16 protein-coding genes are annotated in these 22,151 nt (G+C 64.5%); 10 read left to right on the forward strand and 6 right to left on the reverse strand.

Annotation, left to right across the window (positions count from 1 at the left end; translation table 11 throughout):
* Positions 1-44: 44 nt before the first annotated feature.
* Entirely contained in the window at positions 45-1,058 is a 1,014-nt protein-coding gene (locus WIMU1_RS10800; protein ID WP_062797049.1) for an ABC transporter substrate-binding protein, read from the forward strand.
* Here the strand turns inward: WIMU1_RS10800 and WIMU1_RS10805 are convergent.
* Complete coding sequence (locus WIMU1_RS10805) at positions 1,055-2,287, reverse strand: MFS transporter (protein ID WP_084248206.1); 1,233 nt, start codon at positions 2,285-2,287, stop codon at positions 1,055-1,057. The two genes, WIMU1_RS10800 and WIMU1_RS10805, sit on opposite strands and share 4 nt — an antisense overlap.
* A 622-nt stretch (positions 2,288-2,909) precedes the next feature.
* Between WIMU1_RS10805 and WIMU1_RS10810 the strand changes: the two genes are divergently transcribed.
* Both WIMU1_RS10810 and clpB read left to right on the forward strand, forming a co-directional pair.
* Positions 2,910-3,551, forward strand: coding sequence for a maleylpyruvate isomerase family mycothiol-dependent enzyme (locus WIMU1_RS10810; protein WP_062797053.1), 642 nt, complete (start codon positions 2,910-2,912; stop codon positions 3,549-3,551).
* 133 nt (positions 3,552-3,684) lie between these two features.
* Positions 3,685-6,234, forward strand: coding sequence for an ATP-dependent chaperone ClpB (gene clpB / locus WIMU1_RS10815; protein WP_062797055.1), 2,550 nt, complete (start codon positions 3,685-3,687; stop codon positions 6,232-6,234).
* A 125-nt stretch (positions 6,235-6,359) separates the two neighbouring features.
* Here clpB and WIMU1_RS10820 read toward each other — a convergent pair whose 3' ends face one another.
* Both WIMU1_RS10820 and WIMU1_RS10825 read right to left on the reverse strand, forming a co-directional pair.
* Entirely contained in the window at positions 6,360-7,175 is an 816-nt protein-coding gene (locus WIMU1_RS10820) for a MerR family transcriptional regulator (RefSeq protein WP_062797602.1), read from the reverse strand.
* A 200-nt stretch (positions 7,176-7,375) separates the two neighbouring features.
* Positions 7,376-8,935 carry an MFS transporter gene (locus WIMU1_RS10825; protein ID WP_243404608.1) on the reverse strand — a complete coding sequence of 520 codons (1,560 nt, stop codon included), beginning with the start codon at positions 8,933-8,935 and terminating at the stop codon, positions 7,376-7,378.
* Between the two features lie 144 nt (positions 8,936-9,079).
* Between WIMU1_RS10825 and WIMU1_RS10830 the strand changes: the two genes are divergently transcribed.
* From WIMU1_RS10830 to WIMU1_RS10855, 6 genes are read left to right on the forward strand one after another with little or no spacing between them, the layout of a single operon-like run.
* Positions 9,080-9,727, forward strand: a complete 648-nt coding sequence (locus WIMU1_RS10830) for a TetR family transcriptional regulator (protein ID WP_307714653.1) — start codon at positions 9,080-9,082, stop codon at positions 9,725-9,727.
* Between the two features lie 46 nt (positions 9,728-9,773).
* Positions 9,774-11,105: an SWIM zinc finger family protein gene (locus WIMU1_RS10835; RefSeq protein ID WP_062797057.1), complete on the forward strand. Its 1,332-nt coding sequence runs from the start codon at positions 9,774-9,776 to the stop codon at positions 11,103-11,105.
* A complete protein-coding gene (locus WIMU1_RS26165; RefSeq protein ID WP_062797059.1) occupies positions 11,102-12,589 on the forward strand; it encodes a DUF5691 domain-containing protein in 1,488 nt (495 codons plus the stop codon). Before WIMU1_RS10835 ends, WIMU1_RS26165 begins: the two co-directional genes overlap by 4 nt.
* Positions 12,586-13,695 carry an ATP-binding protein gene (locus tag WIMU1_RS10845; protein ID WP_062797061.1) on the forward strand — a complete coding sequence of 370 codons (1,110 nt, stop codon included), beginning with the start codon at positions 12,586-12,588 and terminating at the stop codon, positions 13,693-13,695. Before WIMU1_RS26165 ends, WIMU1_RS10845 begins: the two co-directional genes overlap by 4 nt.
* Before the next feature lie 14 nt (positions 13,696-13,709).
* Positions 13,710-16,094: a DUF5682 family protein gene (locus tag WIMU1_RS10850; RefSeq protein ID WP_443097283.1), complete on the forward strand. Its 2,385-nt coding sequence runs from the start codon at positions 13,710-13,712 to the stop codon at positions 16,092-16,094.
* Positions 16,084-17,256, forward strand: a complete 1,173-nt coding sequence (locus WIMU1_RS10855) for a VWA domain-containing protein (protein WP_062797609.1) — start codon at positions 16,084-16,086, stop codon at positions 17,254-17,256. Before WIMU1_RS10850 ends, WIMU1_RS10855 begins: the two co-directional genes overlap by 11 nt.
* On the opposite strand, the gene WIMU1_RS10860 is transcribed toward WIMU1_RS10855, so the two are convergent.
* The 3 genes from WIMU1_RS10860 to WIMU1_RS10870 all read right to left on the reverse strand — a co-directional run bounded on the left by WIMU1_RS10860 (position 17,257) and on the right by WIMU1_RS10870 (position 21,478).
* On the reverse strand, positions 17,257-18,237 hold the full coding sequence (locus tag WIMU1_RS10860; RefSeq protein ID WP_062797063.1) for an ABC transporter substrate-binding protein: 981 nt from the start codon (positions 18,235-18,237) through the stop codon (positions 17,257-17,259).
* Between the two features lie 67 nt (positions 18,238-18,304).
* Positions 18,305-19,660, reverse strand: coding sequence for an amino acid permease (locus WIMU1_RS10865; protein WP_084248156.1), 1,356 nt, complete (start codon positions 19,658-19,660; stop codon positions 18,305-18,307).
* Between the two features lie 264 nt (positions 19,661-19,924).
* Entirely contained in the window at positions 19,925-21,478 is a 1,554-nt protein-coding gene (locus tag WIMU1_RS10870; RefSeq protein WP_158599244.1) for an HNH endonuclease signature motif containing protein, read from the reverse strand.
* A 275-nt stretch (positions 21,479-21,753) separates the two neighbouring features.
* Here WIMU1_RS10870 and WIMU1_RS10875 point away from each other — a divergent pair, with 275 nt between their 5' ends.
* The gene (locus tag WIMU1_RS10875; protein ID WP_062797069.1) at positions 21,754-22,140 is read left to right on the forward strand and encodes a PPOX class F420-dependent oxidoreductase; all 387 of its coding nucleotides are present in this window, start codon (positions 21,754-21,756) and stop codon (positions 22,138-22,140) included.
* The last annotated feature ends 11 nt before the right edge of the window (positions 22,141-22,151 follow it).

Here is a 22,151-nt window from a genome sequence, read left to right on the forward strand (position 1 = left end):
TAGGGTGACCATACTTAACTGACGCTCGAGAAGGTGGCTCTGGGATGTATGTGATGAATCGTCGGCAGATGTTGACGTTGACCTTGACCGCGGCAGCCGGCGTTGTGGTTGCCGGATGTTCGTCGAGCAGCGACTCAACCGATTCGGACGTCGCCGTGTCCGCCGAGCCCGGCGCATTCCCGGTGACCATCGACCACGTCCACGGCTCGACGACCATCGAACAAGCACCCAAACGCATCGCGGTGGTCGGAATCGGCGACGCGGACGTGCTCTTGTCGCTGGGTGTCATTCCTGTGTTGGTCCCGGTGTGGACCGGATCCACCGATGACGGAATCGGGCGGTGGGCCGAGCCGCGGGTGGCCGGCGCAGATCCCGAAGCGCTGGAGAACGCGACCTCTGACTTCAGTATCTCCGCAGTGGCAGCTGCGCAACCCGATCTCATTGTGGCAGTGAACAATGCGATCGACGCATCGACCTACGGGCAGTTGTCCGGTATAGCTCCGACGGTGTTGCATGCGGCCGATCAGACCGACTGGGTGTTGCCGTGGCAAGACGTCACCAACCGGATCGGCGCCGCGGTCGGGCTGCCCGGGGCTGCCGCGCAAGCAGTTGAGGACACCGAGAGCCTCATCGTCGAACGGCGCGAACAGAATCCGCAGTTCGTGGGCCGCACCGCCACCGTGGTCGCTCGGTGGGCCGATGGCAACCTGCGTGCGTACAGCCCTTCGTCCGCGCGTGCCCAATTGTTGACGGGATTGGGGTTTGTGCCACCCGTCGGGATCGCCGACAAGTTCGGTGACAATCTCTATGTCGACATCTCCGCGGAAAATGTCTCGTTGCTCGAGTGCGACCTGCTGTTGTTCGACAACTGGGAACGGGCAAGGGTTCAGATGGAGGCATCGCCGCTGTTCATGGGACTGGATGTGGTGCGCTCGGGTGGGCTCGTCAAGCTGGATCCGATTGTCTCCGATGCGGTGTCGATGCCGAACCCGCTGACCATCCCGTTTGTTCTCGACGCCTTCGTCGACCAGATCAACGAGGCGCCGATCTGGACCTAGACGGCTATCGCTACCGGTCCGGCGTCAGGGTGACGCCGGTACCACAGCATGAGGCCGCCGACAGCGCCGGCCACCGCCGCCGTCACGGCGCACCACACAAGCGCCGTCGCGAGATCGGCCTCTGATGTCAGGTCGTACAGGCCTCCGACTCCGACGGAGGCGATCAGGCACCCGAGTCCGGCGATACTGTTGAGCATTCCGAAGTGCGCGCCCAGATTGTGTTCGCCCGCAAGGGCTGCGACGGTGTCGCGCATCGGGGGCACCATCAGCATCTGGCCGATGTGGAGCAGTGCAACCCATCCCGCGACCGCGGCGTATTGCCATGCGGTCTTGTGGGTGAGCCCGTCTGCGGCGGCAGGCACGAGGAACGACACGGCCATCACCGAGAGTCCACCGATCACCGCCTCGCGGTGGCCGATGCGATGGACAAGCCGAACCACCGGTCGTTGCCACAGGATGACCATCAACGCAGCGCCGGCATAGAACCATCCCAATGCGCTCTGGTTGCCGGCGATGCTCTCGAGTTCAGCGGGCAGCATCAGATACAACAAGCTGTATGCCGACAGCTGCGCCGCGCACAGTGCGGCGTAGGCAAGAAACGCTCTGTGCGACAACACTGACCGCCACACCGCCCAGATCCGGCGCTCGGCTGGGGTGACCGATCCCGGCTGCATCGCCGACGTTGTCACAGTCGCGGGGAACCACCGAAAGAACGCAATCCACAACCCGGCGAAGAGCACCGCGGCCGAGCAGGTGGTCCACGCGAATGGCACGCCGAGCAAGGCTGCGCCCAGGAGCGGGCCGAGAACGGTTCCGGTGCGGCTGCACATCTGTTCGAGGCCGAACAGCTCGGTGCGGCGCATGATGTTCTGTCGCTCCAGCAGCGCACCGTAGCTGGCATTTGCCGCTTCGACCGCAGGCGCGAACAGCGCGGCCGCCAGCCCGATGAGCAACACGCCGACAACAACTCCGACAAGGGATTCGGCGAAACCGACGGCGATGAACCCGACGATTCGCACGGCGATTCCGATGAGGACGATCCGCCTGACACCGAACCGGTCGGCAAGGCTGCCACCAACGAAGAACATCCCCTGCTGGGAAGCCATGCGCAGACCGAGAATCAGCCCGACGATCCATGCTGCAAAGCCGAGACCCTCAGAAAGGTGGACGGCGAGAAAGGGCACCACGAGATAAAAGCCGATGTTGAACAAAGTCATCGATGCCAACATCAAACGCACGGGAGCCGGCAGAGCAGCAATTCGCGTCAGGCCCGCCGGCACGCCGATCACCAATGCACCCGTATCTCGCTTCCGATGACGCCACTGCGGCGGCGCACGTCAGCGTTGGGCGGCGCGCGCTGCCCTCATCCTGCCAGCCGGCCACATGCTCTTGTGGTCAGGGCCTGTCCACGGTATCGGGGTGCCACGCTGGGTGAGTCGATCAGCGGAAACGTTGTGTTGCAACGACTTGAAGATTGTCGCAGGTGGTGCTTCCTTCCGGACAATCCTGGCCGTGTGCAGCGTTGGCTACACACGGCCAGGATCAGTTGGTCACCGGCGAGATGACCGGAACCGAAGATCGGACTAAGCGTCGCTACCTGTGACGATGACCTCCGCGAAATCCCACAGTGCGTTGTCGATGGATTCGATGAAGTAAAAAATTGCAGACAGCATTACGGTCCTTTCCCGACCCTGATTTGTTTGTTGCCCTGTGATGCAATGAAACGAGATTAATATCTCTGTTTCATGAATATCATGAGTGTGTCGGCAATCACAAGGGGTTGAGTAATTCATCGCGGAGTGGACAACATTCGCACGATGACTTTCATCGCCCGGCCAGGTCTGTCTCAGCATGGGAAGCAATTTTTCTGCGGTCTGGCCGGTTGTCCACGCTGAGCGCGAGCGTTTGGTGAAAGATCTGAGCGACATACCTGCAGATGCTTGGGCGAAGCCATCACTGTGTCCGGGCTGGGATGTGCACGACGTTCTGGCCCACCTGATCGACGGCGCGATGACCACCCGTCTGGGCTTCGCGCGTCGGATGATGACCAATCGGTTCGACTTCGATCGCGACAACTCGGCGGGGATAGCCCAGCAAAAGCGCGCTGATCCCCGACGGACGCTAGAAGCGTTGGGTGAGGTGATCACGTCGACCAGGACGCCGCCGGCCAACTCGAAGACGCGGCTCGTCGAGATATTTGTCCATGGTGAGGACATCCGGCGGCCGTTGGGCATCGATGTGAGCTATCCGGTGGATCCGGTGGTCGAGGCGCTGAGATATCAGGTGAAAACCGCGGTCGGTTTCGGTGGGGGACGGGAACGGGTGGTCGGGCTGCGTCTGACCGCCACCGACTCGGACGTGGTGTTCGGGGGTGCTGACGCCGATGAGGTGCGTGGGCGGGCGATCGATCTGCTCCTGGCGGTGTCGGGCCGTCCGGTTCCACCCGGCGCGTTGGTGGGGCCGGGCGCGGGGAAGCTCGCGACGGCCGGGTAGGTCGGCCCAGGCAAAGATCGCCACAAAATCTTTTAGTTGAGCGGAACAGACTCAACTCTCGGTGCGTTACACCTTCTGAACGGGCACACTAGGAGCCCGTACCTGCTTGTTATTACCGAAGGAAGGTGCACGAGTGGACAGTTTCAACCCCACCACCAAGACGCAGGCCGCATTGTCGGCCGCGGTGCAGGCGGCAGCCGCCGCAGGCAACCCCGATGTCCGACCGGCACACGTGCTCGTCGCGCTGCTCGATCAGTCCGACGGGATCGCTGCGCCGCTGCTCAAGGCGGTCGGCGTTGATCCCGCTCAGGCGCGTACTGCCGCCCAACAGCTGGTCGACCGACTGCCGAAGGCATCCGGCGCCAGCTCAACCCCGCAACTCAGTCGCGAGTCGATCGCGGCTGTCTCGGCGGCCCAGCAGCTCGCCGGCGAATTGAGCGATGAGTACGTCTCCACCGAACATCTGGTCGTCGGGCTGGCGACCGGTGACTCCGACGTCGCGAAGTTGCTCGCCAACCTGGGCGCCACTCCGCAATCGCTGCGCGATGCGTTTGTGGCCGTGCGCGGCAACGCCCGCGTCACCACCGCCGACCCAGAAGGCACGTACCAGGCGCTGGAGAAGTACTCCACCGACCTGACCGCTGCCGCACGCGAAGGCAAGCTCGATCCGGTCATCGGCCGCGACACCGAGATCCGTCGTGTGGTGCAGGTCCTCAGCCGCCGTACCAAGAACAACCCTGTTCTGATCGGTGAGCCCGGCGTGGGCAAGACCGCCATCGTCGAGGGGCTCGCCCAGCGCATCATCGCCGGCGACGTCCCCGAGAGTCTGCGCGGCAAAACTGTTGTGTCCCTGGACATGGGGTCGATGGTCGCCGGTGCGAAGTATCGCGGCGAGTTCGAAGAGCGGCTGAAGGCCGTTCTGGAGGAGATCAAAGGTTCTGCGGGCCAGGTCATCACGTTCATCGATGAGCTGCACACCATCGTCGGCGCCGGTGCAACCGGCGAGGGCGCCATGGACGCGGGCAACATGATCAAACCGATGCTGGCACGCGGTGAGCTGCGGCTCGTGGGTGCCACCACGCTGAGCGAATATCGCCAGTACATCGAGAAGGACGCCGCTCTCGAACGCCGGTTCCAGCAGGTGTACGTGGGAGAACCCTCGGTCGAAGACGCCATCGGCATCTTGCGTGGGCTCAAAGAGCGCTACGAGGTGCACCATGGTGTTCGGATCACGGACTCCGCACTGGTTGCCGCCGCCACCCTGAGTGACCGCTACATCACGGCACGGTTCCTGCCCGACAAGGCAATCGACCTCGTGGACGAAGCGGCATCGCGTCTGCGCATGGAGATCGACTCCCGTCCGGTCGAGATCGACGAAGTCGAGCGGGTTGTCCGTCGACTAGAGGTCGAGGAGGTCGCGCTCGCCAAGGAAACCGATGAGGCTTCCAAGGTGCGCCTGGACAAACTGCGTCAGGAACTCGCCGATCACCGTGAAAAGCTGAATGAGCTCTCCGCGCGTTGGCAGGGCGAGAAGCAGGCCATCGACGCGGTGCGAGATCTCAAGGAACGTTTGGAGCACCTCCGTGGTGAATCCGAGCGCGCCGAGCGAGACGGAGATCTGGGGCGTGCAGCAGAGCTGCGATACGGCCAGATCCCTTCGCTGGAAAAGGAACTCGCCGCCGCTGCCGCCAAGTCAGGTGCGGTCAACGGTGATGTGATGCTGCAGGAAGAGGTCGGCCCCGACGATGTGGCGCAGGTCGTCTCAGCGTGGACCGGTATTCCGGCCGGCCGCATGCTCGAAGGCGAGACCGCCAAGTTGCTGCGGATGGAAGACGAACTCGGATCGCGGGTCGTCGGCCAGAAGCAGGCCATCGAAGCGGTGTCGGACGCGGTTCGTCGTGCTCGGGCCGGTGTGGCCGACCCGAACCGTCCGCTCGGATCGTTCCTGTTCCTCGGCCCCACGGGTGTCGGCAAGACCGAGCTCGCCAAGGCGCTGGCAGAGTTCTTGTTCGACGACGAACGTGAAATGGTCCGCATCGACATGAGTGAGTACGGCGAAAAGCACAGTGTCGCACGGCTCGTGGGTGCGCCTCCGGGATATGTCGGCTACGAGTCCGGCGGCCAGTTGACCGAAGCGGTTCGGCGTCGCCCGTACACGGTGGTGCTGTTCGACGAGGTCGAGAAGGCCCACCCCGACGTGTTCGACGTGTTGCTGCAGGTGCTCGACGAAGGACGGTTGACGGACGGTCAAGGCCGTACGGTCGACTTCCGGAACACCATCTTGGTCCTCACGTCGAACCTCGGTGCAGGCGGCAACAAGGACCAGGTCATGGCAGCGGTGCGCTCGGCGTTCAAGCCCGAGTTCATCAACCGGCTCGATGACGTGGTGGTGTTCGACTCGCTCACCGAGGAGCAGCTGGTGTCCATCGTCGACATCCAGTTGGGCCAGTTGCAGAAGCGACTCGCGCAGCGTCGACTGCATCTGGAGGTCTCGGACGACGCCAAGAAGTGGCTCGGCACACGCGGTTTCGATCCCCTGTACGGTGCCCGGCCACTGCGCCGGCTGGTTCAGCAGGCCATCGGCGACCAGCTCGCGAGGGCTCTGCTCTCCGGCGACATCACCGACGGCGACGTGGTGCCCGTGAACACCAGCGCCGACGGCGAGACGTTGGTCCTGGGCTGACTGGTCCGCCGAGATGACACAAGAACCCCTGCACCACACAGGTGCAGGGGTTCTTGCTGTCCGCAGGTGTTGCAACGCCTGCAGCTGGATGAAACACCTGCACGCCTACGCCGCGGGGACCAAAGTCAGCGAACGAAATCGACCTGCACCTCGGTGACCCACTGGCTCTGGTCATCTGACATCTCGAGGTAGATCTCTCGACCCTGACCGGTCAGTCTGTAACCCTGCTCGCCGACCCACCGGTTGAGTGTCTGGTAAGTGCTGTCGATCTGATCCATCGACCCGAGGTGGATCATCGAGGCCACCTCGCCGCCGGGGATGTCGAACGTCTCAAGCCCGGCAACGGAGTCGGCGGCGACCGGGAAGGTGGCGTGCACCCACACCGCGTCGGGTGAGTGTTCCGGTGCCGGAGCGTAGTACGCGATGCTCGGTCCGACGGGCGTCTGCCCGACGGCGCCCAGGGCTTCGATGATCCGTGGGTACAGCGGCTGGATCACCGGCCCGATGTCTTCGCTGGTGACACTGTCGGCCAGGGCCCGAAGGCCGATGGTGGTGGCCGGTTCAACCGTCTTGGTGGTGATGTTGGGTTCTGACATGTTGTCCTCCGATTCGATGAGTCGAAGCCTCGCCTCCACCCGGGCGAGCCGGTGCTGATCCTGACGAATCTGCGACTCGAGTTCGACCTGACGTAACCGCAGCATCGCGCGTAGATCCGCGCCGGTCAGCTCGCCGTCGAGAATGCGGCGGACCTGCTCGAGTCGTAGACCGAGATCCTTGAGCGCGACGATGCGGTTGAGCCGTTCCAGCTGGGACACCTCATAGAACCGGTATCCGCTGTGGGGGTCGATGACCTGCGGTGTGAGCAGACCGATCGAGTCGTAGTGCCGCAACATCCGCACCGACACCCGGCCGAGTTTGGCGAAATCTCCGATGGTTTTCATGGCGGTCCCCACGTTGCAGGCTGACACGGTGTCAGGGTCAAGGGTGTCGCACAACAGCTTGTTCGGCTCGCGCACGCTCCGGTGCGTCACGCACGTGTTCGAACAGGTGCGAGACGCACAGAACGGTGCGCCGGCTTCGCCGACAGCAAAAACCGGGCCGCGCCCGCGAGGGCACGACCCGGTTCTCCGGCCGATGAAGATCAGGCGGCGACCACCGCGGCATTCTGGGTTTCGTCGCCCAGGGCGTGCCGATTCATGCGGATCATGAAGACGGTGACCGCAAGGGCCAGCGCCATGAACCCGGCTCCCCAGTAGAACGCGACGTCGTAGCTGTGGATGCTGGCCGAGATGAAGGCCTCTGGATCGACAGGAACCGGTTTCCCGTCTTCGCCGATCCTCGTTGCGCTGCCGGAATCGTTCGAGAACACCTGCGCCACAATCGTACTCAGTAGCGCAACGCCCACCGAACCGCCGACCTGCTGCGCCGTGTTCACCAGGGCGCTGGCCACGCCCGAGTCCTTGACGTCGATGCGGTGCAGCGCCACTGCCTGCATGGCGACGAACACCAGACCCATCCCGAGGGCGATCAGGAGCTCACTGGGCAGGATATGGGCCAGCCATGACGAGTCGGAGTCCAGTTGGGCGAGGTAGAGGTACCCCAGGACGCCCGAGACGGTGCCGGCGATCATCAACGGTCGCGGACCGAACCGTGGCAGCAGGGAGCTGGCCGCTCCCGCCGACACGATCAAAGCGATCGGGAACGGGAGGAACAGGACTCCGGCCCGCAGCGGTGTCTCCCCGAGGGTGTTCTGGAAGTAGTAGCTGAGGAAGAGGAACATCGCGAACATCGCAGTCGGGATGATGAAGGCGACCAGGTAGGCGCCACCGCGGTTGAGTTCGCCAGGAATACGGAGCGGCAGCAGCGGATTCGACGTGCGCATCTCGATCGCCACGAACACGGCGAGCAACACTGCGCCGGCGACGAAGAAGAAGATGGTCGATGCCGCGCCCCAGCCGGATTCAGCTGCCTTCGTGAACGCGTAGACGATGCTGATCAGGCCGAGGGTCACCGTGATCGCGCCGGGGAGGTCGTAGCCACCGGTTCGTTTGGTGGGGATGTCCCGGATCACCAGCCACAGTCCACCGATGGCCGCGATGATCGCGATCGGGGTGTTGACCAGCATGGTCCAGCGCCACGACAGGTACTCGGTGAGCGCGCCACCTGCGATGAGGCCGATCGCGGCGCCACCCCCCGACACCGCTGCGTAGACGGCGAAAGCGCGTGCACGTTCACGGTGTTCGGTGAATGTGACGGTGATCAGGGACAGGGCTGCGGGGGCGAGGATGGCTGCGAACACACCCTGCAGCGCGCGTCCGGCGAAGAAGGACATTGCGTCCCAAGCGAATCCGGCCATGGCCGACGATGCGGCGAAGCCGGCCAGGCCGATCAGGAACATCCGGCGGCGCCCCAGGTAGTCGGCCATCCGGCCACCCAGTAGTAGTAGACCGCCGAACATCAGGGTGTAGGCGGTGAGCGCCCACTGTCTGTTGGCGTCGGAGATGTCCAGGTCGACCTGCGCGTAGGGCAACGCGATCGTGATGATGCTGGCGTCGAGCACCACCATCAGTTGGGCGAGGGCGATGATTCCCAGCGCCCACCATCGGCGCGAGTCGCCGGTCGACTTCGGTGCGGCCGCGCTGTCTTTCGCGAGCCCGCTGTCAGGTGAATCCTGTGAGATGACGGTGTCGGGTGAAGCCACGAGATCCTCATATCTGAAGAGGGGGTGATTGGGTCCTCGGCAATAGTGGCAGAGTCAGACAGAAGTCGTCAAGCGACAAAATACGGACATTGCCAATTGGCGCGCTCCGCAGCAATTTCTGGGATGTCGAGTTATCATGTGGACGTGACACTCGTACAAGCCGCAACTGGCCAGGTCAGGGCCGGTCTTCGGGAACGCAAGAAGGTCCAGACCCGTGATCGGCTCATCGCGGCTGCCCTGAAGTTGTGTGACGAACAAGGCTTCGAGGCCACCACGGTTGACCAGATTTCGGACGCCGCGGACATCTCGCCCCGAACGTTCAACCGGTACTTCGCGACCAAAGAGGACGTTGTGCTCGCGCCGGTCGAGGACATGATCCTGGCCATGACCGACTCCCTCGACGCGCAACCGCGCACCGGAAACGAGATCGAGGCACTGATCAACGCGCAGGTGCAGATCCTCGGCGGACAATGCCCCGTCGGCTCGGTGGATCTCTCCCGGTTCGAGACGATGAACCGGATCATCCAGAACGCGCCGGCGGTGAATGCGCGTGGCATGGAACTCAGCGACAGGAAGTTCCGCAGCATCAGCGACAAGGTTGCCGAGCGGATGGAAGTGCCGGCCGACGACGCGCGGGTGCGTGTCATCGTCTCGGTGTACATGTCGCTCATGCACATCTCGCTCGACACCTGGCGGTGCGGGCAGGCCGGCTCGATAGCCGATTCGACCGTGGCGGCGGACACGCTCAAGGCCACGTACCAGACGTTCCGTGAGGTCGCCAAGAACCTCTGAACTCCCGGTCGATGCGGTTGTCCGGGCTCTGTGGTTGGTTGGAAGTGTGGGCACACAGCGATGGCGGGCCGAGCAGGTACTGGCGCTCGCCCCCGACCCGGGTTCGCAGGCGGCGGGCCGCAAACTCTCCGTATCGGCGCCGTGGTCCTCGCAGGGCTGCGCCGACCAGGTGGTGTGGGGGCTCTGCCGAGGCAGCGGTAGAAATTCGTACCAGACGATCGTCGATCTGAGCGGCCCTGCCTACAAGTGCTCCTGCCCTTCGCGGAAGTTCCCCTGCAAACATGCGCTCGGGCTGATGTTGCTCTGGACTGCGGGCGGTGTGCCCGAAGAACCGCAGGTCGCAGACTTTGCCAGACCGTGGATTGATGAGCGCATAGCGAAAGCCGCCGCGGCCCCCTCCCGCCCGGTCCGAGCGGAACCGAAAGATCCCGAACGCGCGGCCCGCACTGCACAGCAGCGAGAACTCCGCGTCGCCGGCGGCCTGGACGAGTTCGAGATGTGGCTCGATGACCAGGTGCGCAGCGGCTTGGCCGGTGCGGAGGCGGATCCTTACCGGCGTTTCGATCCGGTGGCGGCGCGACTCGTCGATGCGCAGGCGCCTGGCCTGGCCCGCCGGGTGCGTGAGCTGCCTGCGATGGTGACGGGCACCCGCTGGCCCGAGCGGTTGCTCCGAGAACTGGCGATGCTTCGGTTGTTGGTGCAGGCACATCGATCGTTGCGTGACCTCGATCCGGCGATGGCCGCGAACGTACGCAGGCATGTCGGTTACCCGGTTGCCCGGGCCGACGTGTTGGCGAGCTCACCCGTGAGCGACACCTGGAAGATCGTGGCCGTCCGTGACCGGGATGATGAACAGCTGGTCACCCGCCGGATCTGGTTGTGGGGCAGCGGGACCGGACGACGTGCGGTGGTGTTGTCGTTCGCGCCCACCACGGCCGGGCTCGACGGCCGGTTCCTCGCAGGCATGGTGTTCGACGGCCCGCTGTACTTCTACCCGGGGTCGCCCCCGCTGCGCGCGCTGGTTGCCGACGGCGACCTCGGCATGAGGCCGCCGGATCCGGCCGGTTCAGGGTCAACCCTCTTCGGGGACACCGTCGCGGCCGCACTCGCCGATCGGGCGGACGCAATAGCGAAAGACCCCTGGCTGCAGACGTTTCCGGTGGCCATTGTCGGGCGCCCCGCCGTCGCTGACGGTGTCAGGCTGCTCGTCGACGACGACGGCGCGTCGGTGAGCCTCGACGCGTCCGACGACCGCTGGTACACCCTGCTGGCCATCTCCGGCGGCCATGCCGTGCAGGTATTCGGCGAACTGGGACCGGAAGGGCTCGATCCGATTGCAACCGAACCACTTTCGGTGCAGCAGACAGGTGCGGCGTGAACGCCTGGGACGAATTGGTATCCGCGGCCACGGTGGGGGTGGGTGGCAAAGCGCTCGAGATGACCGACTTCGACCCGGCCATCGCCGAACCGGTGAGCCGGATCGACCGCAGAGACGCTGTTGCAGCGGTCTTCTCCATCGCTGCCCTCGACACGGTGGCCGTCCGGGCGGGGATGCCGACCGGACCTCAGGTTGACGCGTTGGCGCCCGCACCGGACGAGGACCGTCCGCTGATGAACGACCGGCTTGCCGGACTGCTCGGTCAGGCACTCGATTCCGGTGACGAGCTGGCCACCTGGGCCATCGAATCCATGGCTGCTCGAGACCTTCGAGTGCCACCGGTGATGATCCCGGCGCTGCTGCAACGCACTGCCAGACAGGTCCGCATCAGACCTGCAGTAGCGGTCTTGGTCGGTGAACGGGGACGGTGGATCAGCGATGTCAGTGACATCCCCGGCACCCTCCCGGCCCGTGATCTCGCTGCCGAGCCCGATGTCGATGTCGAGGAGGTGTGGTCGCTCGGAAACACGCCGGCGCGGGTGGAGGTGTTGCGTCGTTGGCGTACAGCGGATTCGGCCGAAGCCCTGCGTCGGCTTCAGGAGACCTGGGCATCGGAGCCCGGTGACGTCAGGGCGGCGTTGCTCGGCGCGCTCGAGGTAGGGCTGTCGTCCACCGACGAGGCATTTCTCGAGATGGCCCTCGACGACCGCAAGGGATCGGTGCGGGCCGGTGCCGCCCGCCTGCTCACCAAGATTCCCGACTCCGGATTGCAGAAACGGATGATCGAGCGAGCCCGCGCTGTCCTGGTCGGTTCCGGTGGTGGCCGCCGGTGGCGTGTCGCACTGGTACTTCCCGAGGGTGCCGACCAGGCCGCTCGCCGTGACGGCATCGATCCCACACCGCCGAGGGGAACAGGGGCGGGTGGATGGCTTGCCAGTCAGGTTCTCGAAAGAGCGCCACTGTCGTTGTGGGAGGGCGTCTTCGGCAAGGATCCCGGCTCTTTGGTCGAGGCGGTCGCCGATGACGACGCCGACATCGTCCTCGGCGCGTGGAGTGCTGCCGCCGTCGCGCAACACAGCGCGACGTGGGCTCGGGCTCTGTACAAATGGAAAGGCGCCGAACCCGGCCTTGTCGGAGTGCTCGACGAGGCAGAGAGGGGTGAGGCGGCCGTGTGGTGGTTACGCAACCGACGCCCGCCCGGAGCAGTGCTGCCGCACCTACCTGTGCCGTGGCCGGACGAGGTCGCCGCGACAGCCCTCAACCTCGTTCTCCGAGAGTCGATCACGGGCTCGGGAACACAACTCTGGCATTGGCGTGGGCTGGTCGACCACCTGCGTACCGGCCTCCCCGTCGGACCTGGTCACCGATGGATCGAACAGATCGACGCGGTCACCGACCGGATGAAGGGCAGCTGGCCCCAGTTGCTCGAACCACTCAAGTGGGCGCTGATCCTGCGCGCCGCGATCACCGAGGAGATGAAGTGACAGACCCCGATGCGTCCACGGTGAACACAGACATCCTGCGACCACATGCAGAGCAACTGTATGCGCACGAGCTGGCGGCGCTCGCCGACACCGACGACCGGCCCCGGCCGCCACACTGGAATCTGTCCCCAACAGCGGTGGTGACCTATCTGTTGGGCGGCACGCTGGACGACGGGACGACGATCTCTCCCAAATACATCGGGCCCCGGCGCCTGGTCGAGGTGGCGGTCGCGACACTTGCGACCGACCGGGCGCTGCTGCTGCTCGGGGTACCCGGTACAGCCAAGACGTGGATGTCCGAGCACCTCACAGCCGCCATCAGCGGCCGCTCCACCCTGTTGATCCAGGGCACCGCCGGTACTCCGGAGGAAGCGATTCGCTACGGATGGAACTATGCCCGACTGCTGGCCGAGGGCCCGAGTGAGCAGGCGCTGGTTCCGTCACCGATCATGACCGCGATGCGTGAAGGGAAGATCGCACGCATCGAGGAACTCACTCGCATCCCGTCCGATGTACAGGATGCGCTCATCACAGTGTTGTCGGAGAAGTCACTCCCGATACCCGAACTCGACACCGAAGTGCAAGCGGCCAAGGGATTTTCGGTGATCGCCACCGCGAACAACCGGGACCGTGGTGTGAACGATCTGTCGTCGGCGCTTCGTCGTCGTTTCAACACGGTGGTCCTGCCGCTGCCCGCGACCGCCGACGAGGAGGTCGCGATCGTGACGCAACGCGTCCAAGCCCTCGGGCAGACGCTGGAATTGCCGGAGATCCCGAGTGCCTCCGATGAGATCCGCCGGGTGGTCACGGTGTTCCGCGAACTGCGGTCGGGACTGACGGCTGACGGCAGGACCCGGGTGAAGCAGCCGTCGGGCACCTTGTCGACGGCCGAGGCGATCTCGGTGATCACGCACGGTGCGGTGATGTCGGCCCACTTCGGCGACGGTGTGCTCCGACCCTCCGACACTGCCGCGGGCATCCTGGGCGCCGTGGTCAAAGACCCGGTCGCCGATGCGGTGGTGTGGACGGAGTACCTGGAAGCCGTTGTGCGCGAACGCAAGGATTGGGCCGACTTCTACCGGGCGTGCCGAGAGGTCGGATCTTGACGGCGGTGTCCGAACTGAGTACCGGCACCACGCCACCGCAGGTGCTCGACACCGGGCGTCACGAAGATGTTGGTCCGGGCACCTACGTGCTCGGGATACGGCACCACGGGCCGGGTTCGGCCCGTGGGGTCCTGGCCGAGTTGAGTCGCATCGACCCGGACATCGTGCTGATCGAAGGACCGGCGGATGCCGACCCACTTGTGGGCTTCGTCGGGTCGGGCGAGATGTCGCCGCCTGTCGCCATCCTCGCGTATGCGGTAACCAAACCTGCGGTCGCGGCATTCTGGCCCTTCGCTGCGTTTTCTCCCGAGTGGCAGGCCATGCGCTGGGCCGTCGACAATGCTCGGCCGGTCCGATTCTGTGACCTCCCTGCTTCGATGGTGTTGGCCCACAGCGGTGGTGGTGGCCGGAGCGGGACCGAGCCGGCGGACGATGACCTCACCCTCGACCTGGCCGAACCGGGTGGGCTCGACGCGGGTGCCCCCGTACGGACCGATCCCATCGGAGTGCTCGCCGACGCGGCCGGGTACGACGATCCGGAACGATGGTGGGATGACGTCATCGAAACACGCTCGGATGGTGGGGGTTTTGATGCCATCGCCGAGGCCATGACCGCGTTGCGCGAGGAACTTCCGCCGGTGGGCGATCTTGATGAACGACTACACGAGGAAAGACGCGAGGCGCATATGCGGCAGGTGCTGCGCAAAGCGCTCAAAGAGCCAGACGTGCAGAAGGTCGCGGTGATCTGCGGAGCGTGGCACGCCCCGGCGTTGATGGGAAAGTTGCCACCTGCAACCGCGGATGCGAAAGTGCTGCGGGGCACTCCCAAGGTCCGGGCAAAACTGGCGTGGGTGCCGTGGACACACTCGCGACTGGCGTTCACCTCGGGCTATGGCGCCGGGGTGGTGTCGCCCGGTTGGTACCACCACCTGTTCACGCAGCATCAGGACGTGATCACCCGGTGGCTGATCAAGGTCGCACACCTGTTGCGCGCCAAAGACATCGCGATCTCGTCTGCGCACATCATCGAGGCCGCCCGGCTCGCCGAGAGTCTGTCGACGCTCCGGCGGCGACCACTGCCGGGGCTCGCGGAGGTGAGCGAGGCGACCGAGGCGGTGATGTGCGACGGCGACGACACGGTGATGCGACTGATCGCCGACGAGCTGGTGATCGGGGAACAGCTGGGGTCCACGCCGGCGGACGCCCCGACGGTACCTCTGGAGGCGGATCTGCGGGCTGTTGCCCGTTCGGCCCGGCTCAAGATCGAGCCCATGGTGCGCGAGCTCGTGCTGGACCTGCGCAGACCTCCTGATCTGGCGAAGTCGGTTCTGCTGCATCGGCTTGCAGCTTTGTCGATCGACTGGGGCGTTCCGGAAGACGTGAGCGGTTCGGGCACCTTCAAGGAGGGCTGGCTCGTGGCGTGGAAGCCCGATTTCGCGGTCGACATCGTGGTCGCATCGGCGTGGGGGACCACGGTGGAGGCCGCCGCGACCAACAGGCTGATCGAGCGCGCGGTGAAGGCATCCCGGCTGTCCGGGGTCACCGCTGTGCTCGAGCAGGCGCTTCTTGCCGACCTCCCCGCCGCGGTGAGCCAGGTGCTGAACGCTCTACGCGACCGCGCTGCGCTCGACCGCGATGTGGAGCATCTGATGAGTGCTCTGCCTGCCCTGTCACGGGCCTTGCGCTACGGCGATGTGCGAGGCACCGACACCAGCGCCCTTGCCGACGTCACCACATCGTTGCTGGTCCGGGTCTCCGCGGGACTGCCCGCTGCGATCACCGGACTCGGCGCGGACGCTGCCGCCGAGTTCCGGACGTTGATCGATCAGGTGCACGAGGTGACTGCGCTGCTCGAACAGGGCGGGGTGGCCAGAGAAGAAGCAGCGAACTGGCGTGGCGTGCTCCGCGGCCTTGCCGATCGGCGGGATCTGCACGGTTCTCTGGTCGGTCGCATCGTCCGAATCCTGCTCGACTCCAGGGAGATCGACGGCGATGAGGCGGCAACGCGTTTGCATCGTGCGCTCTCGGTGGGTGCTGTGCCGGCGGACAAGGCTGCCTGGATCGACGGTTTCATCGGTGGGGGAGGCCTGCTGCTGGTGCACGATCGGTCGCTGCTGGCCGTCATCGACCACTGGCTGGCCGGACTGCCCGACGAGCAGTTCACCGAACTGGTCCCGTTGCTGCGGCGCACGTTCAGTGTGTTCGAGGCCGGAATCCGTCGCAACATCGCCGAGTCGGTGAAGGGTATCGGCGGAGGTGTGGTGCAGGTGGCGGCTCCGTCGTCGGTCGACCCGGAGCGTGCGGCGCCCGCTGTCGCCGTTGTCGCGGCGCTGCTCGGGCTGTCTGCCCCGCAGCCGCCCACACTGCCGGCGGCGAAGGATGGCGCTGATGACTCCTGATGAATCAGACCCGGTGGAAGACACCAGGCTGCGACGGTGGCGAATGGTGGTGGGCACTGCGGCGGATGAGCCGCTCGGGACGCCCGATCCCGGACACATGCAAGGAATGGATCGGTCGCTGGCCGCCCTCTACGAGTCGGACCGTTCGCGCAGAGGCGGCTTGGGCGGGTCGGCGCCGTCGGTGGCCCGTTGGTTGGGCGACATTCGAAAGTACTTCCCCTCGAACGTGGTTCAGGTTATGCAGCGAGACGCAGTCGAACGTCTGGGCATCACCAAACTGCTCGCCGAGCCGGAGTTGATGGATACCGTCGAGGCGAACATCGAGATGGTGAGCACACTGATCGGGCTCGGCAAGGCCATCCCGGAGACGTCGAGGGCATCGGCGCGCGCTCTGGTCCGCAAGGTGGTGGACGACGTCGAGCGCCGAGTGGCCGACCAGACGCGTGCAGCCGTCACCGGTGCGCTGAACCGGGCGGCAACCACGCATCGCCCGCGACCGGGTGACATCGACTGGAATCGCACGATCGCCAGGAATCTGAAGCACTATCAGCCGGATTACCGCACGGTGATCCCCGAGCACCTGGTTGGGCATGGTCGGCGGGCCCGACATCTGGGGCGCGACGTCATCGTGGCCATCGACCAGTCGGCATCGATGGCGTCGTCGATCGTGTACGCGTCGATCTTCGGTTCGGTGCTGGCATCGATGCGGTCGGTGAAGACCTCTCTGGTGCTGTTCGACACCGAAATCGTTGATCTCACAGACGAACTGGAAGATCCGGTGGACGTCTTGTTCGGCGCGACCCTCGGCGGTGGTACCGACATCAACCAGGCGATCGCGTATTGCCAGGGCCTGGTCACCCGACCTGCCGAGTCGATCTTTGTCCTCATCTCCGATCTCTACGAGGGCGGCCTCCGAGAGAAGATGCTGGCCCGGGTCGCTGCCATGACAGCGGCCGGGGTGCAGGTCATCGTGCTACTGGCGCTGTCCGATGAGGGTGCGCCGGTATTTGATCGGGACATCGCAACGGCTCTGTCCGCCATGGGCATACCGGCTTTTGCATGCACACCCGACGCTTTCCCAGAACTTCTTGCGGTGGCCATCGGTCGCGGCGACATCGCGGCTTGGGCGACGTCGAAGGAGCTCGCGGCGCGTGGGATGTGATCAGGCGGGGATCTTGTCCGCCGCCGCCCCGATGAGGTTCAAGGCGTAGGGAACGGAGTAGATCGTCGGTTCACTCAGTGCAGCTGCGTTGTTGTTGTTCACGTACACCACCGCACCGCTTTTGACGGCTGTCCGATTCGACCAGCCCGGTAGCGATTCGAACGCCGCCGGATCGCCGCCCAGTGGCCAGAGTACGAGCAAGTCGGAGTTCAGCAGATCGGTGCGTTCACGCGAGATCAGTACGCGTGTCTGGCCTTCGGCGACCTCTTTGACCTTGGGGTCGAGAACCATGCCCATCGACGACATCAACTTGCTGACCGGATCGGTGTCGTCGGCGACCACACCGACCTGACCTTCCTGGGTCAGCTGTCCGAACGAGAATGTCTTGTTCTGTGCTGCAGGATGATCCGTCTTGAAGTCGGCGACCTGAGATTCCACATCGTCCACCAGTGACTGGGCCTTGTCTTCTTTGCCGAAGATCCGGCCCGCCGTCAGTGTCACGTCTTGCCAGGAGTCCATGACCGCATCCTTGGCCATCACCGGAATGGTCGGGGCCACCTGGCTGATCCGCTTGTATTCGTCCTCGCTGCCGAGATATCCGGCGAGGATGAGATCTGGCGCGAGGGCAGCGAGTTGGGGGACGCTGATGGATTCCGTGCCGAAATAGGTGATGACCTCGGCGTCGTTCTCCGGCGTCCATTCGAATCGGTTGTTCTCGCCGGCGTATCCCTCGGTCACGTACCGGGCTTTGATCGGTTCGTCGAGTGCGAGGAGGGAATCGGTCCAGCTGCCCGTCAGCGTGACCACCGTCATCGGGTCGGAATCGATTGTGGTGGAACCGAACTGGTGCTCGACAACCACCGGTTCGTAAGCCCCGTTGTCGGAGGATTCGTCGTCTGGGGAGCTACAGCCTGCCGCCAGTAGCGACAAGGCAACCAGCACGCTGCCGATGATTTTTCCGTGATCGAACGCCCGGCGCATGCTTCACCCTTCACCAAAATCCAACTTGAGTTAGGAGAGCCTAACCATGCGTAGGGTTGAAAGGCAACTACTTCTTGGGTCCGGGGGCGCCAGGGGCAGCGGCCTTTGCTGCATCCGGGGCGTCGTACCCGCGATCGCCGTGCCGCTTTTGCATCCAGATGCCGATGGCCACGATGATGACCGCCGAGATGGTCGACAACGTGATGGCGTCGCGTTGATCGGAGTCGAACGCCATCAGTATCAGCACGGCGACGATGAATACGATGACCAGTCCGGTGAGGTACGGGAACAGCCACATCCTCACGGCGGGAACCTGATCGCGGGCTCGCATCGACTTACCGAGTACCAGCTGGCTCACCGCGATGGACAGGTACACGAACAGCGCAACTGCGCCGCTGGTGGCCAGCAGGTAGCCGAAGATCTTGTCGGGGAGGACGTAATTGCCGATGACTGCGAGGAATCCCAGCACCATCGATGCGAGCACCGACACCCACGGGACCCCGTTGGCCGTCAGCTTCTTGACCGCGGCGGGAGCCTCGTGCCGTTCGCCGAGCGAATACAACATCCGTGATGCTGTGTACAACGCGGAGTTGAGGCACGATGCGACTGCCGTCAGCACCACCACGTCCATGATCTGCGCGGACGCGGGAATACCTATCGTCTCGAGCACTGTCTGATACGACCCGTCATCGAGCTGGTTGTAGGGCACAAGGGCCACCACCACGAAGATCGAACCGATGTAGAAGATGCTAATGCGCCAGATCACCGAGTTCACCGCGCGTGTGATGCCCTTTTCCGGGTCGGGTGATTCGGCCGCGGCGATGGTGACTATCTCGGTGCCCATGAAAGAGAACATCGTCACCAGCATGGCCGAGATGATCGCGGTGGATCCGTTCGGAAGGAAGCCGTCGGGCTCCCAGAGATGGCTGACCCCGCTGGTCTCCGAACCCGGGAACAAGCCGAGGATCGCCACCACGCCGATCGCGATGAACGCAATGATGGCAACAACTTTGATCAAGGCGAACCAGAACTCGAACTCGCCGTAGTTCCCGACACTGATGAGGTTGGTGGCGGTGAGCAACAGTGTGACGGCAAGGGCCCAGATCCACTGTTCGCCGCCGATGAGTTTGCTGAAGATCTCCGCGGCCGCGGTGGCCTCCACAGGAATCACCAGCACCCAGAACCACCAGTAGAGCCATCCGACGGAGAAGCCCGCCCAGCGCCCCAATGCCCTGTGCGAATAGACCGAGAAGGAACCCGTGTTGGGGTTGGCGGTGGCCATCTCGCCGAGCATGCGCATCACCAGCACCACAAGTGTTCCGGCAAGCGCGTACGAGATGATGACTGCCGGCCCGGCCTTCTCGATCGCATTCGCTGAACCGACGAACAGCCCGGCACCGATGACGCCGGCGATCGAGATCATCGTGATGTGTCTGGGTTTGAGGCTGGTGCCCAACGTCGCCGACGTGGCCGATCCGCCGGGGTTCTTCTCTGTGGTGCTCACGACTGAGCGTCCGTGCAGACGTTTCCGTGCCGCAGGATGACGCCGGGCGTCGACACAGCAGGCAGTGGGGTTGTTGTCGGCATGATGATCTGCCCTCTCGTTGCGCTGCGAGAAACTTGTTGCGCAGACTACCCCTTTGCGTCCGGCGCAAACCGCCGGCACCTGTCCACCTGTTGTGGCTTGTCAGCCCTCATCGTCCCTGCCGGCCGGGTCTTCCGGCGGGAGGTCTGGCGGCTGCGAATGGCTCTGCCGCATCAACCGATGTTCGTGTTCTCTGAGCGCTTCGTCGCGGGTGGCGATGACCTCGGCCCATTCGGCATCAACGGTTTCGCCCACGTGGTTGGCCCGGTTGACCCGCGGGACTTGATCGGGATCAACACATGCCGGCGGGATCCAGGCGACCCGGCCCGCGTCGGCGCCTTCGGTGAGTATGACGGTATGCCACTGGTCAGGGCCGTCGCCGATCATGGCGTGATGGGCGGGGCAGGCCGGCACCAGCTCATCGACATTGGTGAGGCCACCCAGAATCCACGCGTTCACGTGATGGATCTCGGCCCAGGTGGCCGGTTGGCGACAACCCGGGTGCGAACAGCCACGGTAGGCGGCGAACAACGCCAACCGCTGGCCCTGCTGGGCAACGCGTTTCGCCCGCGCGTAGTACAGGACTTCGGCCGAGTGATGTGCGAATACAGCCAACGACTTGTCTGAGCGAGCGGCGAGTTCGAGAGCGTCTTTGACTGGGAGATCCACCCCCGACGCGGTGGTTGCGATGCCTGCCACGTCGTCGAGTTGCTGCTTTGTCATCGTGATGATCACCTGGGCCGGCAACCCGCGGTGGGACGTGCCCAGAAGTTTGTATTCCAGGACGGTGCGCAGAATCGCTTTGAACGCGTCGTGTTGGCGCTGGGCGGTGGTGCGGGTGTCGCGGTGGGCGGCCGACTCGATCAGTGCTTTGTGGTGGCCCGGATCGTCGACGGCTCCGGCCGGGGAATCGGGGTCATCAGGGTTGTTCATGCCTGGGGCAGCCCACACATCGAGGACTGTCTTGAACAGTGCCAGTGTCTGCGGATCGAGGGTGCCGGTGATCTTGGCCATCAGATCTGCGCCCTGTTCGCCCACACTCAACCCGCGATTGCGTTTGCGGTCCTGCTCATCGGTCAGTGCGCCGTCGGGGTCGACCCGCGCCAGCACCTCGCGTCCACACTGGATCAGGTCGGTCGGATTCATCGTGCGCGCGTTGTCGACCATCCACGCATCGACAACGTCGAGTACCTCGGGCGCGGCCTTGTTGGGGATGTGTCTGCGCACATCGAGCATGACATCCATGTGCGCGAGACCAATTACTCCCTCCGCCAGCGCTTTTGCTGCTGCAGGGCACTTCGGCGGAAGCATCTCGCCCTGCAGGGAGTGAAGCCGGGCGACGGCATCCAATGCCTTCAGCCGCGATGACGCATCGCCGCGGGTCACCCGCAACTCACTCATCACGAAGCGGTGCAAAGTCGGATGCCCGGCCTTGCGGAATGCGCCCCGATCTGACACTTCGAGTAGCCGTTGCAAACCTTGAAAACCAAGGGCACGAACAGCTTTCTCGTTCATTCGTGCCGGCTCGCACACCGACGCGTCGTCAAGATCTGACGAAGACGCATCCGCTATTCGGTCCAGGACAGAACTCAGGTCTCGATACAGGCCGATCAACACCGGCGTCGCCGGTGGATCAAGAGAAGTGGTATCGGTCATCGGTTGGTCCCCCCGGGCCTCGATCAACTGATCCCAGACTACCTCGATGCTGACCATTTGTCGAACACGTGTTCGAGTACCGACAGTTGTGAGTGCCTCGACAGCACGAATCATTCTGCCGCGGCGCGGTATTCGCCAGCCAATCGACTGTCGTGCTTCTCATCGGGTACGCGATCATCGCCGACGTCATGTCGGAGGCGTTGTCGACGTCGAAAGGCGTACCTCCACCGGGTGCGTAGCATCTGCGGACAAGGGCTGACGACGAAGGGCTTTTGATGACAACACCGTTTGGGCAGGCAGGAACTGCGAAATACGTGCAGCTGACCACGTTCCGTAAAGACGGGACACCGGTGTCCTCGCCGCTGTGGGCGGCGCTCGATGGCGACAAGTTGTTGATGTGGACGGTGACCGATTCATGGAAGGTGAAGCGGTTGCGCCGTAATCCGGCCGTGGTGGTCCAGGCGTGCGACGTGCGGGGCAAGCAGACGTACGGAGATCCCGTGCCCGGCACGGCCCAGATCCTCGATACGCCGGGCAGTGACCACGCCAGGGACGTGGTGCAGAAGAAGTACGGGCTTCTCGGATGGGTCACGGTCAAGGGCAGCCTGCTGCGCAGAGGCAAGAAGGGCACCGTGGGGTTGGCGATCACCGCAAGCAGCTGAATTGACCCCGG

The sequence above is a fragment of the Williamsia muralis NBRC 105860 genome (genome assembly GCF_001598915.1).
GTDB classification, from domain to species: Bacteria; Actinomycetota; Actinomycetes; order Mycobacteriales; family Mycobacteriaceae; genus Williamsia; species Williamsia muralis.

What these genes read in the sequence shown, in the direction of transcription:
- WIMU1_RS10805 (WP_084248206.1), bottom strand. Translation starts at nt 2,287, where the DNA reads ATGTTGGCATCGATGACTTTGTTCAACATCGGCTTTTATCTCGTGGTG.
- WIMU1_RS10870 (WP_158599244.1), bottom strand. Translation starts at nt 21,478, where the DNA reads ATGACCGATACCACTTCTCTTGATCCACCGGCGACGCCGGTGTTGATC.
- WIMU1_RS10820 (WP_062797602.1), bottom strand. Translation starts at nt 7,175, where the DNA reads ATGAAAACCATCGGAGATTTCGCCAAACTCGGCCGGGTGTCGGTGCGG.
- WIMU1_RS10800 (WP_062797049.1), top strand. Translation starts at nt 45, where the DNA reads ATGTATGTGATGAATCGTCGGCAGATGTTGACGTTGACCTTGACCGCG.
- WIMU1_RS10810 (WP_062797053.1), top strand. Translation starts at nt 2,910, where the DNA reads ATGGGAAGCAATTTTTCTGCGGTCTGGCCGGTTGTCCACGCTGAGCGC.
- WIMU1_RS10855 (WP_062797609.1), top strand. Translation starts at nt 16,084, where the DNA reads ATGACTCCTGATGAATCAGACCCGGTGGAAGACACCAGGCTGCGACGG.
- WIMU1_RS10860 (WP_062797063.1), bottom strand. Translation starts at nt 18,237, where the DNA reads ATGCGCCGGGCGTTCGATCACGGAAAAATCATCGGCAGCGTGCTGGTT.
- WIMU1_RS10865 (WP_084248156.1), bottom strand. Translation starts at nt 19,660, where the DNA reads ATGATCTCGATCGCCGGCGTCATCGGTGCCGGGCTGTTCGTCGGTTCA.
- WIMU1_RS10875 (WP_062797069.1), top strand. Translation starts at nt 21,754, where the DNA reads ATGACAACACCGTTTGGGCAGGCAGGAACTGCGAAATACGTGCAGCTG.